The sequence below is a fragment of the Roseobacter sp. genome (genome assembly GCF_024639605.1).
GTDB lineage: Bacteria > Pseudomonadota > Alphaproteobacteria > Rhodobacterales > Rhodobacteraceae > Roseobacter.
Genome location: NZ_JAHEHZ010000084.1, coordinates 1 through 15,494, shown reverse-complemented (window position 1 = coordinate 15,494; position 15,494 = coordinate 1). Strand labels below are relative to the sequence as shown.

The 15,494-nt window shown below is 61.2% G+C and carries 14 protein-coding genes and 1 pseudogene; 5 read left to right on the top strand and 10 right to left on the bottom strand.

Going from position 1 to position 15,494, the window contains the following annotated elements:
* Window positions 1–121, top strand: a pseudogene (locus tag Q0M35_RS11960) (ABC transporter ATP-binding protein); the annotation flags it as partial.
* A gap of 116 nt (window positions 122–237) precedes the next feature.
* On the opposite strand, the gene Q0M35_RS11955 reads toward Q0M35_RS11960, so the two are convergent.
* The 9 genes from Q0M35_RS11955 to Q0M35_RS11915 all read right to left on the bottom strand — a co-directional run bounded on the left by Q0M35_RS11955 (window position 238) and on the right by Q0M35_RS11915 (window position 10,110).
* Entirely contained in the window at window positions 238–741 is a 504-nt protein-coding gene (locus Q0M35_RS11955; RefSeq protein ID WP_295315522.1) for a DUF3299 domain-containing protein, read from the bottom strand.
* Window positions 735–1,238, bottom strand: coding sequence for a DUF3299 domain-containing protein (locus Q0M35_RS11950; protein WP_295315520.1), 504 nt, complete (start codon window positions 1,236–1,238; stop codon window positions 735–737). Before Q0M35_RS11950 ends, Q0M35_RS11955 begins: the two co-directional genes overlap by 7 nt.
* A 17-nt stretch (window positions 1,239–1,255) precedes the next feature.
* A complete protein-coding gene (locus tag Q0M35_RS11945; RefSeq protein ID WP_295315518.1) occupies window positions 1,256–2,506 on the bottom strand; it encodes an ABC transporter permease in 1,251 nt (416 codons plus the stop codon).
* The gene (locus Q0M35_RS11940; RefSeq protein WP_295315516.1) at window positions 2,503–3,204 is read right to left on the bottom strand and encodes an ABC transporter ATP-binding protein; all 702 of its coding nucleotides are present in this window, start codon (window positions 3,202–3,204) and stop codon (window positions 2,503–2,505) included. Before Q0M35_RS11940 ends, Q0M35_RS11945 begins: the two co-directional genes overlap by 4 nt.
* Before the next feature lie 14 nt (window positions 3,205–3,218).
* Entirely contained in the window at window positions 3,219–3,848 is a 630-nt protein-coding gene (locus Q0M35_RS11935) for a DUF2796 domain-containing protein (RefSeq protein WP_295315513.1), read from the bottom strand.
* 28 nt (window positions 3,849–3,876) lie between these two features.
* Window positions 3,877–4,263 carry a transcriptional repressor gene (locus Q0M35_RS11930; RefSeq protein ID WP_295315511.1) on the bottom strand — a complete coding sequence of 129 codons (387 nt, stop codon included), beginning with the start codon at window positions 4,261–4,263 and terminating at the stop codon, window positions 3,877–3,879.
* Window positions 4,264–4,533: 270 nt separating this feature from the next.
* Entirely contained in the window at window positions 4,534–4,986 is a 453-nt protein-coding gene (locus tag Q0M35_RS11925) for a DUF302 domain-containing protein (RefSeq protein ID WP_295315509.1), read from the bottom strand.
* 79 nt (window positions 4,987–5,065) lie between these two features.
* Window positions 5,066–8,863 (bottom strand): efflux RND transporter permease subunit, encoded by a 3,798-nt coding sequence (locus tag Q0M35_RS11920; protein ID WP_295315507.1) that lies wholly within the window; start codon window positions 8,861–8,863, stop codon window positions 5,066–5,068.
* Entirely contained in the window at window positions 8,860–10,110 is a 1,251-nt protein-coding gene (locus Q0M35_RS11915) for an efflux RND transporter periplasmic adaptor subunit (RefSeq protein WP_295315505.1), read from the bottom strand. Before Q0M35_RS11915 ends, Q0M35_RS11920 begins: the two co-directional genes overlap by 4 nt.
* A gap of 213 nt (window positions 10,111–10,323) precedes the next feature.
* Here Q0M35_RS11915 and Q0M35_RS11910 point away from each other — a divergent pair, with 213 nt between their 5' ends.
* From Q0M35_RS11910 to der, 3 genes are read left to right on the top strand one after another with little or no spacing between them, the layout of a single operon-like run.
* On the top strand, window positions 10,324–11,001 hold the full coding sequence (locus Q0M35_RS11910) for a hypothetical protein (protein WP_295315502.1): 678 nt from the start codon (window positions 10,324–10,326) through the stop codon (window positions 10,999–11,001).
* 45 nt (window positions 11,002–11,046) lie between these two features.
* A complete protein-coding gene (locus Q0M35_RS11905) occupies window positions 11,047–12,408 on the top strand; it encodes a PQQ-like beta-propeller repeat protein (protein WP_295315500.1) in 1,362 nt (453 codons plus the stop codon).
* Between the two features lie 50 nt (window positions 12,409–12,458).
* Complete coding sequence (der, locus tag Q0M35_RS11900; protein WP_295315498.1) at window positions 12,459–13,937, top strand: ribosome biogenesis GTPase Der; 1,479 nt, start codon at window positions 12,459–12,461, stop codon at window positions 13,935–13,937.
* A gap of 4 nt (window positions 13,938–13,941) precedes the next feature.
* On the opposite strand, the gene Q0M35_RS11895 is transcribed toward der, so the two are convergent.
* Window positions 13,942–14,643 carry a tryptophan-rich sensory protein gene (locus Q0M35_RS11895; RefSeq protein WP_295315496.1) on the bottom strand — a complete coding sequence of 234 codons (702 nt, stop codon included), beginning with the start codon at window positions 14,641–14,643 and terminating at the stop codon, window positions 13,942–13,944.
* A 105-nt stretch (window positions 14,644–14,748) separates the two neighbouring features.
* Here Q0M35_RS11895 and Q0M35_RS11890 point away from each other — a divergent pair.
* A partial coding sequence (locus Q0M35_RS11890; RefSeq protein ID WP_295315495.1) for a DUF2235 domain-containing protein occupies window positions 14,749–15,494 on the top strand: 746 nt, incomplete at its 3' end.

Here is a 15,494-nt window from a genome sequence, read left to right as displayed (position 1 = left end):
CCGTATTGTAGTGCTGGAGCAGGGCGAGGTCATTGAGCAGGGCACCCACGACGATCTGCTGGTCCAGGAGGGACGTTATGCGCAGCTCTGGCGGCGTCAGCAAAGCGAAGAGGCGGTTTAGCGCGCGATATAACGGTGCCTGATGCTGCTGTCGCAGGCCTTGCGGCCCTCAGCTCCGGAAACCGATGCTTTAAGGTCCGTCAGACCTCAGATCTGATCATACCTTTCAGCCGGTCGTCAGAACGGTTCGATGTGATCGGCCGAGAGCGCGTAGGCGATATCAGCAAGCTGAGTGGAGGTTGATGCTGTACCGAACATTCCGATGACATTCACCGGCTCAAAAAGCCCGGTGCTTTCGAACGGTTTTTCCGTCGTCACAAAGACAAGCTGATTTGCCGGTGGAGGCGGGACGTGAACACATGCTCCGACGAAGGGCACAAGGATAAATGCGGTAACGCCGGTACCTGAATAATCTATCGGAACAACGAAACCCGGCAGCCGGACGATTTCACCGTTCCACTCCGTACGTACCCCCTGTGAAGGTGGTTGCTGACCGGACATGTCAGGGCCGTCGTGCTGTATCAGACCCTGAAGGGACGGTGGGATGGCCGGCTGGCCTTCCGGCACCAGATCGGTCCAGTTCAGATCAATATATTCGCGGGCCGCAGCACCTTTTGCGAATACGATAAGAGCACCCAATGCCGCCAGAACGGCGCGCCGGTCCGGAGCAGATGTCACCATTCGAACGCCTCGATTTTGTCAGCGGCCATTGCGTATCCGATATCGGCAACGGTTGTGGATTGCAGCTCATGGGTTATCAGGCCGGTCACCCACACCGGATCCCACATTGTGTCACCGGGCCAGGGTTTTTCACTCTGAACAAAAACCAGCTGGTTCGCCGGGGGCGGCGGCGTATGAATGCAGGCGCCGACGTAGGGCACCATAATGAAGCTCGTGACGCCCGCTGCCGATAAATCAACGGGCAACATGTACCCCGGCATTTTAATATACGCGCCATCCAGATCATCGTTCAGTCGGGTGGCGTTTTCATCGAAGACAGGCAGCCAGGTGTCGTTTTGCAGGTCGATCTCGCCTTCACCGATAATCTGTGAATAGGGGACGCCAGGCGGGATAAGATCGTCCCAGCCGACAAGACGCGCAGTGTTGGCAAAGCCTGCGCCCGGTGCCGATGCGAAGGCTGCCGAGAGTGCGATAAGCTCGCGACGGGACAGTGTCATTGTCTCATACCTCCCTGTTAAATTCTCACCATCATACCATCCGCGAGGGACATTCGATAGGCTCTGACGGCGGGTACCATGCTCACAATTACGCCAGCGCAGACGACCCCTGCGAGAACGGAAAACTCACGCAAGGTCGGCGCTTCGACCGGCAACCAAAGTCCAAACGCCCTGTCGACAACCGGCTGGGCGATGGCAAGACCGACATAGAGCAATGCAAGGCCGATAACCGCGCCCAGTGCAGCCATCAAGGCAGCCTCCAGCACCAGCAGGCCTGTGATGGTCCGGGGGCGTGCGCCCATAGCGCGAAAAATCGCCATTTCGCGGCGGCGCTCGTTCAGGCTGGCGAATATTGTGGCCATCATGCCGATAAGTGCAGTCACGACCACCATGCCGGAGACAGCAATCAGAGCGGTTTCCGCGATCCCGACGATCTGCCAGAGTTCCTGCAGCGCCACACCAGGCAGAATTGCGAGCAACGGCTCCTGCTGATATTCATTGATGGCGCGTTGCAGACCGAATACCTGAAGACGGCTTTTCACGCCAATCAGGGCGGCGGTGACCGCCTGAGGCTCCAGATCCAACTGCCGGATCACGTCGACCGGTGTGGACTGGCCCGGTATTTTCACACCGCTTTGCCAGTCGACATGGATGGCCTCAATCGCTTTGAGGCTGACGATCACAGTGCGGTCCACCGGCGTGCCCGTTTTGGCAAGAATGCCGGAGACGCGAAAGGGCTGATAATCGTGCTCGATAAAAGACGCAAGCCCGTGCGCCACGACAATCGGATCGCCGGTCTCGTAGCCAAGGGTTTCTGCGACATCCGCTCCGATGACTGTATCAAAGAGGTCGTCCATGACCTGACCGTCGCGTATCGAAAGCGACTGACCAGAGCGGTATTTATAGCGGTCAAAGAAAGCAGTTGTGGTGCCCATGACGCGGAACTGCCGGTGACTGTCTCCCAGCGACACCGGCACAATCCAGTCCACATCCGGGCGGGCTTCTATGTCGCGGTAGCTTTCCCATGTCATGTTATTGGTCGCATTGCCGATGCGGAAAACCGAATAGAGCAGAAGCTGAACCGATCCGGACCGCGCGCCGACGATCAGGTCTGTGCCCGAGATGGTATCCGCAAAGCTCGCTTTCGCGCCGGTGCGCACTTTTTCGACCCCCAGAAACAGGGCGACGGAGAGGGCGATGGCAAGAATTGTCATCGCAACTGTGAGCGCGCGCGCCATCAGAGAGGCAAAAGCAAGACGCAGGATCATGCGGCGGCTCTCCTTGCTGTCACGACGTCTGACATTTCTGCGACTCTGTCGAACTGATCTGCAAGACGGGCGTCGTGACTGACCATCAGAAGCGTGCTGTTGTGGGCGCGCGCCTGTGCAAACAACAGCTCCAGAAAGGTTGTCTGAGTTGCGGCATCAAGAGCCGAGGTCGGCTCATCTGCGACGATCAGCGGCGGCGCACCGATGAGGGCGCGGGCGGCTGCCACGCGTTGCTGCTGTCCCACGCTGAGCGTGCCTGCCCGGGCTCTGACAGTATGCGCCGGCAACCCGAGGTCATCACAGAGGTCTGCTGCAGCCTGGTGCGGGGACGCGAGGCGGTTGCGGCGCATCGGGGCAAAACGCAAGGGAAGCAATATGTTGTCGAGGACGCTGGCATAGGGCAGCAGGTTGAACTGCTGAAAGATCAACCCGATCTGCTCTGCGCGGAAACTGTCCCGCTGTCCTGCCGACAGGGTCGCGATATCGGTGCCGGCGACAGAAACACTTCCCGACGCGGGCGTGACTGTCCCGCAGATCAGGGACAGCAGAGTGGATTTCCCTGATCCGCTTTCTCCCAGCAGCAACACGGTTTCACCTGCCGCTATTCTGAAGACGGGAATTTCCAGCCCGAAAGATGTCCGGCCCGGCCAGCGGTACCGGACGTCATGCATTTCAAGGATCGGGCTTTCTGTCGTCACGTCCCGGGTCCGGTTCAGAACATGCCGCGCAGATCGAGAACCGGCGCGTCACGCGTGACCTCAAATGCAGACGCCCCGGTGTTGGAGATAACCTGCACTTCAAGCTCCAGCGCATTCGGAAAAGCAGTAAAATATGCAAATTCAATGACCGATACAGCCGCCGGGTCCGCGCAGTTCAGAAGGTATTCCGCATGGAACTCTGTATGACCTGATTTTTCTGAATGCGCGGCATGGTCCTCATCGGTATGCTCTGCATGGTCCTCATGCGCATGTTCGTCGTGTTTGTGATCGTCGTGCGCGTGGTTTTCTTCATGCTTGTCATGTGCCGCTTCGCTTTCCAGTTCCGCGCTGGCCTGAACGACAGTGCATTTGGCGGCTTCCGGCAGTGAAAAAAGGTCAAGCGGGCGGGCAAGCAGTGCGACAGCGCTGTCCACTTTTGCCCGGTCCCCGGCACTTTCTGCGGCATATTCAAACCCGACGATATCCGCACCGGGCGCATGGAGTTCCATTGCAATCTGACTGCTCTCAAAAGCAATATCGAGCTGTCCGACCCCGTGTTCATGCGCATCAAGCTGGCGGGTTTCGCCGGCGTAAGCCGCCGCCGCGATCAGTGACATCAACAGGGCGAGAGGAAGAGGTTTCACAGATGCAGTCCTTTTAACAAAAATGGGGTTAAGCGGCACAATCCCGGCACTGCCCGTGCAGCTCAACGATGTGCCGGGTTGCGTTGAAATCAGAATGTTCCGCGATTTCGGTGAGGTGCGGCAGCAGGGTGGTGCCATCGTGCTCCTCGACAGTTCCGCAGTCCGCGCAGATGGCGAGCACGGGAACTGATGCTTCGTGATCGCACCGGCAGGGCACAAATGCCTTGATCGACTCCAGTTTATGCGCCCGGCCCTGGTCAGTAAGCGCTGCAAGCGTACGGTAGACCGTCGGCGCGGCGAGATCAGGTTCGGCCTGCTTCATGTGGTCGAGGATGGCATAGGCCGTCATCGGTTTGTCATTCCCTTTAAGGACCTTAAGGACATCGGACTGACGTGTTGCTGCCTGTTTGCGCATACCTGATCTTTCTGTCGGGTCAGAGATTCGTTATTTTATAAAATAACAATTTGCACTGCTGCAGACTGAACGCAAGCGATTGACTGACCGGAACGCATCCGAAGGCGGAATCTGGCACAAAGCGCGGCTTCCAAAGCTTGAGTGTGCGCCTTGCCGGATCACAGATGGTCAGGTCGCCTGAACTGGCCTTCGATACGATCAGCACATCGGGTTCCCAGGGGAGAACGTGTCCTGGGCCCGTCTGAAGGCGGGGCGCCTGCCGGAAGCGCTTTATTCCGCGACGGCCTTGCCAGTGAGCTTGTCCAGCGCGCCGGTCATCATTGCGATGTATCCGGCATCCCCCGGAAGCCCGTGCGTCTCAGCAAGGCTTGCCGGCGCGTGATAGGCTACATGTACCACGCCTTCGGCATCCGCATAGACCAGCACCCGCAGCGGCAGATCGAGACCTGCGGTCTGCCCGTCCAGCATGGCAGGGGTGCCAAGCTTCGGATTGCCGAACATCAGCATCTGCGTCGGGCGCAGATCCATATCGACCTTCGCGGCACCGGCTGCGTGATCCACGCGGGCAAACACAGTGGCGCCGGCACCTGTCACAGCAGCTTCGAGCCGGTCCATCGTTTCGGAGACGGAATGCGGGCTCGTGCGTGTAATCATGTCAGCAGAAAAAGCCGTCGCAGCGGTTGTGAGGGTGAGGCCTGTGGCCAGCAGGGAGGATCGCAACATCTGTCTGTTCCTTTATGCAATATCATCCACACTATAGCGCAGGATCAGCCCGCGTCGCGTCACGACCCGGTGAGCGGCGCTATTCCGCGGCCCTGAGAGGGGCGGTTTTTGCCGGCTCATCCGCTTCCCAGATGATTTCCTGAAAGGCGGCGCGTCCTGCATCACGCTGCAGAGCCCAGTCTCGGGCTGCCCGGCTGGCGCGGCCCATCGAGAACTTGGCCAGCATGGTCGCGATCCAGCGGACGTAAGTGGTGGCCCAGACCCGGATCGCCAGCATCGAGGGTGTCACGACCAGTGTCAGCAACGTGGCGATCCCGAGCCCGAAGACGACTGCCGTGGCCAGTTGTTTCCACCAGAGTGCAGTGGGGCTGTTGATGGTATAGCCGCCTTCGGCGAAGTTCAGCGAGAGCCCGAACATCATCGGGGCAAGGCCCGCCATGGTGGTGATTGTGGTCAGCAGCACCGGGCGGATCCGGGCCTGTGCGGTGCGGATAATCGCCTCGATCCGGGGCATGTAGCGTTCGTATTCCTGATAGGTATCGATCAGGATGATATTGTTGTTCACCACAATCCCCGCCAGCGCCACAATGCCGGTACCGGTCATAATGATCGAAAAAGTCTGACCCATGACGATCATGCCGATCAGTACGCCGGTAGTCGAGAGCACCACCGCCAGCAGCACGAGCAGAGCGTTATAAAAGCTGTTGAACTGCGCCAGCAGGATGATGAACATCAGCCCCAGGGCCGCGGAGAAAGCGGTCTGCAGGAAGGCCTGGCTTTCGGCCTGCTCTTCCTGATCGCCTGTCCATTCCCACGAGATGCCGTCGGGCAGGGGCCGCGTGTCGAGCCAGTCGGTGAGCACGCCGATGCGCTCATTTGCATTTACCGCGATAAGACGGAGTGTGCCGGCGGCGACACCTGCCTGCAGATCACGACCGCCGGTGTCGGTGCGGTTGGTGATGCGGAAGGTGCTGCCATCGGGTGCTGTGAAATTGGCGTCTGTTCCCGCAGGGCGCAGCAGGGCAAGTGTCGTAGTGATCTCTTCGGCGCCGGATGTATCGGTCTCCACGATTTTCATAAGCCCGGGGGCCACATCGGCTTTGACATCGAAATAGCGTTTCTGATCGATCCGGTTGATCTCTGCGAGCTTGGGCACTGGCGTTCGGGTGATGAAGTTTGACAAAGGCACCAGCCCGTCAGCCGTGCGCACCTTGAGTGTGTCGAGGGTAGAGAGCAGGCGGTCTTCGGCAGGCAGGCGCACGCGGATATCGATCTCTTCATCCGAGGTGTCCACCCGCATGGTGTCGAGGGTCAGCCCGCGCGTCACAAGCTGCACCATCGCGCCGACCGTGGCCACATCCGCGCCATAGCGCCCGGCCTTTTCCACATCCACGTCGATCTGCCAGTCGATGCCGGGCAGGGGGCGGGTGTCTTCGATCAGCGTGAGGCCCGGAGTGGCCTCGAACTTTGTGCGGGCGATGGCGGCGGCCCGCGTCAGATCGATGAAATTATCGGCTTTCAGGCGCAGATGCACCGGCTTGCCGGAGGCCGGGCCCTGGGCCAGTTCGCTGATCTCGATACGTACGCCGGGCAGGGCGCTCAGCGCCTCTGCGAGCTCGGCGATCACGATATTCCCGTCGAGCTCGGGGCGGTCCGCGCGGTCCTCCCAGGGGATGGTTTCGAACTGCACCTGGCCGATGGTATCTTTTGGCGTGGCCGCCCCGCTGGTGTCTGTGTTCAGCCCGCCCTGACCGGCAAAGGAGAAGGCGTTAATTACGCCCGGATGGGCCAGCACGATGTCTTCGGCCTGGCGCACCAGTGCGTCTTTCTCCGCGAGGCTGAGGTTGCCGCGGGCCAGCACGTAGGCGATGCCCTGCTCGGGTTCTGATTCAACAAAGAATTCCACGCCATTGTTATTATTGGTGAAATAAATGAGAACGGTGCCAACAAATACAAAAACCGTGCCGGCCATCACCAGCGGCATGACCGGATTGCCGGCAATGGCCGCGATTGCATGGCCGAAGGGCGACCGGCGGTACCCGGCATATATCCGGTCAGGCCCGGCACGGAAAAGCCGCGCGGTGACCCACTGCCCCCAGCGCCCTGCGCGGGTAATCAGCGCAAAGACCGCGATCAGCGCCACCAGAAAGCCGCCAAGGGCTGTCGCGAGAAGCGCAGTCGCCACAAGGATGTGCAGAAAGACGAGGATGAAGGTGGGCACAACCGAGCCCAGCAGATTGAGCCCGTCCATCCCTGCAAACTGCGCACCGATCCCGTCAAAGACCGGCGGCATCAGGGCGGCAGCGGCCACCATGATGCCGGCGATCGGGAAGAGCGCCAGATGCAGATACCAGCGCAACCCGGCCACCGCTGACATGTAATCTGCCATCCAGCGTTCCAGCCGGCCGGTGACGCCGCCCATTACAGGCAGATAAATCAGCGCCACGACAAGGCTTGCCGAAAGCACAAAGATCAGGGTGACCGGCAGCATGCCCATGAATTCACCCGGCACACCCGGCCAGAAAAGCATCGGCAGAAAGGCGCAGAGCGTCGTCGCCGTGGACGAGATAATCGGCCAGAACATGCGTTTTGCCGCCTCCACATAGGCCTGCATGGGGCCGGAGCCCTCGCTCTGGCGCTTGTCGGCGTATTCGACGACCACAATGGCACCATCGACAAGCATGCCCACGGCGAGGATCAGACCAAACATCACAATGTTGGAGATCGATATGCCCATAAGCGCCAGAAAGGCAAAGCAGAGCAGGAATGAGGTGGGGATCGCAAAGCCAACCAGCAGGGCCGCGCGCACGCCGAGGGCCGCGAGTACCACAATCATCACCAGCGCGATGGCTGTAAAGACCGAGCCCAGAAGCTGCTGGACCATAGCGTTTACGATGCGCGACTGGTCGTTGGAGGTGCCGACGGTGACCGCAGCCTGAAGCCCCTCGGGCCACGTTTCGCGCTTTTCGGCCACCATTTTCTTGACCAGTGCTGCGGTGTCGATCAGGTTGAATCCCTTGCGCTTTACCACTTGCAGCGCCAGCGAGCTTTCGCCGTTGAAGCGCGCGGTGCCGTCGCGGTCCTCGAACGTCAGGTTGATCTGGGCCAGATCGCCCAGGGTCACAACCCGGTCGCCGTTGGTTTTCACCGGCAGATTATAGACATCGCGCGGATCATCGAAAGAGGAGGGGATCTTGACCGCAAAGGTGCCCTGCGCAGTCTCTACCTCACCTGCGGCAATCAGCTGGTTGTTGTTCTGAACGGTGTTGATCAGTTCGCCCGCGGTGACGTTATACGCCTCAAGCCGCAGCGGATCGATCAGCACCTCAAGCATCTCATCCCGGCTGCCGGCAATGCCGGCCTCCAGCACCGCATCGACCGCTTCGAGATCATCCTGCAGATCGCGGGCGACGCGGTTCATCGTGCGTTCGGGCACAGGCCCGGTGAGGTTTACGATAATGATCGGAAACTCGGAGAAGTTAATCTCATTGATCTTGTACTGGTCCGCGCCGTCGGGGAATTCGGCTTCGGCCTTGCTCATCGCGTCGCGTACATCCGCGAGGATCTGGGTTTTATCCCAGCCGAATTCAAACTCCAGCACCACACCCGCGTAGTTTTCCGCCGCTGTGCCGGTCATGGACTTCAGCCCGTCGAGATCGGCCAGTTCGGTCTCCATAGGTTGTACCAGCAGTGTTTCGCTGTCGGCCGCAGAGATGCCGGGGAAGGGGACCGAGACGAAAAGCGCGGGGATTTCGATATCCGGCTCGCCCTCTTTGGGCAGTGTGGAATAGGAATATCCACCGACCACGAGGCTCAGCAGGATAAAGGCCACGACCATGCGCGCACGACCCGCTGCCCAGTCCACGATTCCGGTCACTGGCTCAGCTCCTGCCATGTCGGTGCGACCGTGACGCCGGCGATGACGTATTCCTGGCCCAGGACAATCACGTCCGCAGTATCATCCAGCCCGGTCAGCCAGACGCCTTCGGGCGTGTCGCGCATGATTTCGACAGGGTGAAATTCCACGAGGGCATCCGCGTCAATGGTGCGCAGGCCCAGAACACCTTCGTCGTTGAGGGTCAGGGCGGACTGCGGCAAAAGGTGAGCTTTCGCGCCATCTGCCGAGATCAGGATCTCTGCGGTCTGCCCGTCCCGGATTGCAAGATCGGCGTTCGGCACTTCGATTTCCACCAGAAAGGTGCGGGTCTGTTCATCTGCAGAACGGGACAGGAAGGTGACCTGCCCGGTCAGGGGGGCTGTCCCGGCGCTGCCGGCCCCGGTGACGAGGCGGGCCACGGCCTGAGCCCCGGCCCTGATGCGGCTTACTTCCGTTTCGGGCACGAATGCCACGAGTTTGATCGGATCAAGCTGAATGATTGTCGAGCACAGCGCGCCGGGCTGCAACAGACTGCCAAGCTCGGCGGTGTCGCTTTCCAGCAGGCCCGAGAAGGGCGCACGGATCACAAGACGCGCGATTTCAGTCTCAGCGGAGGCCACGGCGGCCTGCGCCGACCGGATGCCTGACTGTGCGGCCTGAAGCCCGGCGCGGGCGGATTCGACAGACGCGAGGGCAGAGGCAACGGCAGCATCGGCGCCTGCCACACGGGTGGTCGATGCAAAACCGCCTTCGCTCAGCCGGGCAGAGGCGTTCTGGTTGATCCGGGCTTCATCCAGCTGTGCGCGGGCCTGTTCAACACGGGCCTGCGCCTCAGGGACACGTGCTCGGGCTTCTTCCAGCTGTGCTCTCGACTGCGCAAGCGCCGCGCCGCGGTTTCCTTCATCCAGCCGGCAGAGCGCTTCGCCTTCTTCGACGCGCGCGCCCTTGCGCAGAGGCTCAGAGATGACCCGGGCTGAGGTTTCTGATTTTACATCCACCTGGCGGGCGGCCCGGGTCTGTCCGCGCAATATCACAGCGGAATCGATCTCTCGCGCTTCTGAGCGTCGCACGACCACTCTGACGAGCCCGGAGCCCGGCGCCTCCTCAATGTTTGTGGCTTCAGCGCTTTCGGTTGCGTCGCCTGTACCGTTTTCCTCAAGGTAAGCATCGACCGCATCGCGCTGAAATATATAAAGATACAGCGCAAAGCCCACGCAGACCGCAGCAATCAGTGGAAACAGACGCATTAAATTTGCCTCGGTACGGGCGGTCCTCCGGTGCCGGGAGAACGCGCATCAGAAATATCTGTCGGCCTGTTCTCGGAGAGTGCTGAACCGACCAGTTCAGATTTAGTATTTTGTGGCCCGGTTGGCAATGGTTGAGCCTCGCCGGTTCTGCGGGTCTTGGCTTGGCGGCGCGCGCAGGCTAAGAGGGGCCGGAACGAATACTGGCAGGGTTCCATGAGCGATACAGACGGGTTTATCAGTGAGGTCAACGAAGAGGTCCGCCGCGACCGGCTTTTTGCGCTTTTGCGGCGTTATGGCTGGATCGGAGGCCTGATTGTTGTTCTGATCGTCGGCGGGGCGGCTTTCAGCGAGTATCGCAAGGCCCAGGCCCGCGCGGAGGCCGAGGCACTCGGTGATGCGATCCTGGCTGCGGTATCGCAGGAAACCGGCACTGCACGCGCTGATGCGCTGGCGGCTGTGCCGGCCGGCAATGCGGGTGCGCGGGCTGTGGCGGGTATGCTCGCTGCGGCAGAAGCACAAAACGCCGGCAACACAGAGGCGGCGGTGGACAGGCTCAACGCGATAGCAGCGAACGGTGATGTCGCGCCGATCTATCGTGACATTGCAGCGTTCAAAGCGCTGATTTTACAAAAACAAACAATGCCCGCAGCGGAGCTGCGAGGCGAACTGGAAGCGCTGGCCGCTCCTGGTCAGCCTCTCAGCCTGCTGGCGCGTGAACAGATTGCACTGCTTGAAATTGCCCGGGGCAATACCGATGCGGCAATCTCGACATACCAGGAGATTATCAGCGACGCGGGCGTGACCACGGACTTGCAACAACGCGCCTTACAGGTGATTGTGTCGCTGGGGGGAACGCCTGATCTGGAGAACCTGCCCGGTATCGGCAACTGAGTGCCGGACCGTGAAAATGCGGGCAGGCATGGGCGGAAACTTAGGGTGGTACACGAAGGCATGACGGCAAAGCTGTGGAATACGGGCGCTGTAAATGCGCCCCGTGCAGGTCTGGCAGCGCTGGTTGCCTGTGTCTTTCTGACCGGTTGTGGTGGCGATGACGTCATTCTGCCGGGGATCCGCGAGGATATTCGCGCCCCCGAAGAAACGCTCGCGCCGGAAGTTACTGAAAACACCACCCGAGCGATCTCATTGCCAGCCCAGCAGGCCAATGCGCAATGGCCGCAGTCTGCCGGCACACCTGCATTCCGCACGGCGCACGCTGCACTGGGCACTGCTCCGACGCGTATCTGGACTGCAAACATCGGCAAAGGCGACAGCCGGCGCCAGCGTATCACGGCCGCGCCGGTTGTGGCGCAGGGCATTATTTTCACTCTCGACGCCGAAGCGCAGGTGACGGCCACTTCTGTGTCCGGCCAGCAGGTCTGGCAGAAAGACCTCCTTCCGGCGCGTGAAAACAGCGGCGACGCCACAGGGGGCGGGCTGGCGTGGAAAGACGGGAAACTTTTTGTCTCGCTGGGATATGGCGCGCTGGTCGCGGTTGATGCAGCCAATGGCGATGTGCTGTGGCGTCAGCGTCTTGAAGGGACCGGTTCCGGCACGCCAACGGCGATCGGCGGTCTGGTTTATGTCACCGCAGGCGACGATCAGGGCTGGGCGATTTCGGATGACGACGGGCGGATCGTCTGGCAGCTTCAGGCCTCGCCCGATGTCAACAACGTGCTCGGGGCACCCGCGCCGGCGGTTTCCGATGACCTGGCGATCTTTGGCTTTGGATCCGGCGAGATACAGGCAGTCTTTCGCCGCGGCGGTCTGCGCCGCTGGGACGCCTCTGTGCTTGGCGAACGTGCCGGTCGCTCTGCAAGCAACGTGGGCGATGTCACGGCTGCCCCCGTGATATCAGGCAACCGGGTTTATGTCGGCAACCAGTCGGGGCGCCTTGTCGCGCTCAATCTGGGTTCGGGTGAGCGCATCTGGACCGCGCGTGAAGGGGCCGTTGGCTCCGTTGTGCCGGCTGGCGACAGCGTATTTGCGCTTTCCGATCTGGGTGAGCTTTTGCGGATCGATGCCTCAACAGGGGCCCGCATCTGGGGGGCGCAGCTGGCAACTTTCGTCAAAGACCGGCCACGCCGCAAGGCAGAGATCGTGGCGCACCACGGCCCGCTTCTGGCGGGCGGACGCATATATGTGGCCTCAAACGATGGTTTTCTGCGGTCGTTTGATCCCGCGAGCGGCGCGCTGACCGGGACGGTGGAAATACCTGACGGGGCGACATCGGCACCTGTGGTTGCGGGCGGTGTGCTTTATGTTGTCTCCACGGACGGACAATTACACGCTTTCCGTTGACGCCCGGCTGCGGTAAAGCGCGCGCTTAACCGTGATGCGGAGTACCTGTCATGTCGTTCACACTTGCCATTGTCGGGCGGCCCAATGTGGGCAAGTCCACGCTGTTCAACCGGCTGGTCGGTAAGCGTCTTGCGCTGGTCGATGATCAGCCCGGAGTGACGCGTGACCTGCGCGAGGGGGCGGCTCGGCTGGCAGATCTTCGGTTTACGGTCATCGACACTGCGGGCCTTGAAGAAGTCACTGACGACAGCCTGCAGGGGCGGATGCGCCGCCTGACCGAACGCGCGGTCGATATGGCCGATATCTGTCTCTTTATGATTGATGCGCGGGTAGGTATCACGCCCTCGGATCTGGTGTTCGCCGATATCCTGCGCAAACGCTCCGCGCATGTGATCCTTGCGGCAAATAAAGCCGAAGGCGCAGCCGCGGACGCCGGTGTGATCGAAGCCTATTCGCTGGGTCTGGGCGAGCCCATTCGTATGTCGGCGGAACACGGCGAGGGTCTGAACGATCTCTATGTGCATCTGATGCCGCTGGCTGATCAGTTCGCTGAACGCGCCGCAGAGAACGCGCCCGACACCGATGTGATCCTCGACGAGGATGAGGGCGATATGGACGCCCCCGTCCCGATGCCCACGACGAAAAAGCCGCTGCAGGTGGCGGTTGTGGGCCGTCCGAACGCGGGCAAATCGACACTTATCAATCAGATTCTCGGTGAAGACCGGCTGCTGACCGGACCTGAGGCCGGCATCACGCGCGACGCAATTTCATTGCGTATCGACTGGGCCGGGCCTGAGGGAGACGCGGTGCCAATGCGTATTTTCGATACCGCCGGCATGCGCAAAAAGGCCAAGGTGCAGGAAAAGCTTGAGAAGTTGTCTGTGGGAGACGGGCTCCGGGCGGTGAAATTTGCCGAGGTGGTTGTGGTGCTGCTTGATGCGGCGATCCCCTTTGAGCAGCAGGATCTGCGGATTGCCGATCTGGCCGAGCGCGAGGGACGTGCGGTGGTCGTTGCCGTGAACAAATGGGACATTGAAGAGGACCGTCAGGGCAAACTCAAAGAACTCAAAGAGAGCTTTGAGCGGCTGCTGCCGCAGTTGCGCGGGGCGCCGCTGATTACCGTATCGGCAAAGACCGGGCGGGGTCTCGACCGGCTGCAGGCAGCGATCATGCGCGCCTATGAGGTCTGGAACCGTCGCGTCACTACAGCGCAGCTGAACCGCTGGCTTGCGGGTATGGTTGAGGCGCACCCGCCGCCCGCGCCGCAGGGAAAGCGCATCAAACTGCGGTACATGACCCAGGCCAAGACCCGCCCGCCCGGATTTGTAGTGATGTGCAGCCACCCCGACAAAGTGCCCGAAAGCTACAGCCGGTATCTGGTCAACGGTCTGCGGCTGGATTTTGACATGCCCGGCGTGCCGATCCGTTTATGGATGCGCGGGCAGAACGATGCCAACCCGTTCAAAGGTCGCAAAAAGGCACCGCCCTCGAAGCTGCGCAAACATACCGACGGACGGCGGCGCGACTGACGCCTCAGTTGGCGCGCAGGGTGCGCCAGGCTGAAAACGCGAGCGCTGCGGCACCACCGGCGGCGAGTGCCGCGACGGTGGGACTGCTGCTAAGATTCTGAACCACGACAGCGACCAGCGCCCAGATAACCGCGAGGGCATAGGTCGGGCCCCGGCGAAGCTGGTTCTGGACCGCAGAGGCCAGCACCAGCGCGCCGAAGATCGCGGCAAAGGCAGCGGTGGTCTCGCTGGTATAGCCATAGCCGGCGGCCAGCAGACCCAGCGACACGCATGAGGCGGCACTCAGCCATCCGGCATAGAGGCCCACTGGCAACAGCGCCCAGGGCTTGTCAGACGCAGGCGCGCGGAAAAGAGCATAAAGCGCGCTGATCAGCATTGCCCAGATCAGAATGCCGGCCCAGACCGGGCTTTGCACCGCCACAGGCAGCCAGACCGAGCCGACAGCCAGCGACACGGCCAGCGGCAAGCGCATGGCATGCCATTCGGGGTCCTCTGCGCGTTTCAGCACGCCGTATCCCATGCCAATCAGCAGCCACAGATAAATCACGCCCCAGATCGCAAAGGCATAGCCCGCAGGCTGCACAGGCGGATCAGCCTGAGGCACCGGGAACTGATCCGCGTCGAAACCGCCGAAATCCGGCACCCAGAAGGTGGAACCTGCAAAGGTAATGCAGAGAACAAAAACAAGTATCGCAGTCAGTTTCACGAGATCCCCCGGTGTGGTGTTGCCCCGGCCTTAACGCCGCGAACGCAGCATTAGGTCCATGCCATTCATTTCTCCCTACCCTGGCGCACGGCAGGAGGGATGCAAATGGCCCATATCGCGATTTTCTGTGACGGAACATGGAACAGCCCGCAGGCGGGTACGACAACGCATGTGCTGCGCCTCGCACGGGCCTGTGCCCGGACCCCTGATCAGAAGGTGCTGTATTTCGCGGGTGTTGGCACCGGCACCGGTATGATCAGCAATCTGGGCCGCCGGATCAGCCGGGTGGGCGGCGGGCTTTTTGGCTGGGGGCTTAACCGTAATATCCGGGCAGCCTATTTTGAGCTTTGCCGGATCTACCAGCCCGGGGACAAAATCATGATCTTCGGCTTTTCGCGCGGGGCGTATACCGCGCGGTCTCTCGTCGGCATGATCCGCACCTGCGGTATTCTCGAGCATCCGACACGGCGCAATCTGCGCCGGGCATTCCGGCTTTACCGGCGGCGCGGTGACGGGAACGGCCCGGATACACCTGCCACACTTGCTGAACGCCGGCTTTTGTCGCCACGTTTCGCCACGAGCCAGGCCGATATCGAGACCCGAGCAGACGACAGCTTTCTGGTCAGGATCACCTATCTTGGCGTCTGGGACACGGTCGGCGCGCTGGGAATGCCGCAGGCGATCGTGGGCCGTATCGCGCGTCTTTGGAACCGGCGCTATGATTTTCATGACACCAGTCTGTCACGGCTCGTAGAACAGGCACGGCATGCGCTCGCACTTGACGAACGGCGCGTACTCTTTGAGCCGGCGCTGTGGTCAAATCTCGACCCCTTGCCCGGTGATCCTGGTCT

Excerpts from the sequence above, each read along its gene's own strand:
- Q0M35_RS11955 (WP_295315522.1), bottom strand. The coding sequence starts at position 741 with ATGGTGACATCTGCTCCGGACCGGCGCGCCGTTCTGGCGGCATTGGGT.
- Q0M35_RS11950 (WP_295315520.1), bottom strand. The coding sequence starts at position 1,238 with ATGACACTGTCCCGTCGCGAGCTTATCGCACTCTCGGCAGCCTTCGCA.
- Q0M35_RS11945 (WP_295315518.1), bottom strand. The coding sequence starts at position 2,506 with ATGATCCTGCGTCTTGCTTTTGCCTCTCTGATGGCGCGCGCGCTCACA.
- Q0M35_RS11930 (WP_295315511.1), bottom strand. The coding sequence starts at position 4,263 with ATGCGCAAACAGGCAGCAACACGTCAGTCCGATGTCCTTAAGGTCCTT.
- Q0M35_RS11925 (WP_295315509.1), bottom strand. The coding sequence starts at position 4,986 with ATGTTGCGATCCTCCCTGCTGGCCACAGGCCTCACCCTCACAACCGCT.
- Q0M35_RS11915 (WP_295315505.1), bottom strand. The coding sequence starts at position 10,110 with ATGCGTCTGTTTCCACTGATTGCTGCGGTCTGCGTGGGCTTTGCGCTG.
- Q0M35_RS11910 (WP_295315502.1), top strand. The coding sequence starts at position 10,324 with ATGAGCGATACAGACGGGTTTATCAGTGAGGTCAACGAAGAGGTCCGC.
- der (WP_295315498.1), top strand. The coding sequence starts at position 12,459 with ATGTCGTTCACACTTGCCATTGTCGGGCGGCCCAATGTGGGCAAGTCC.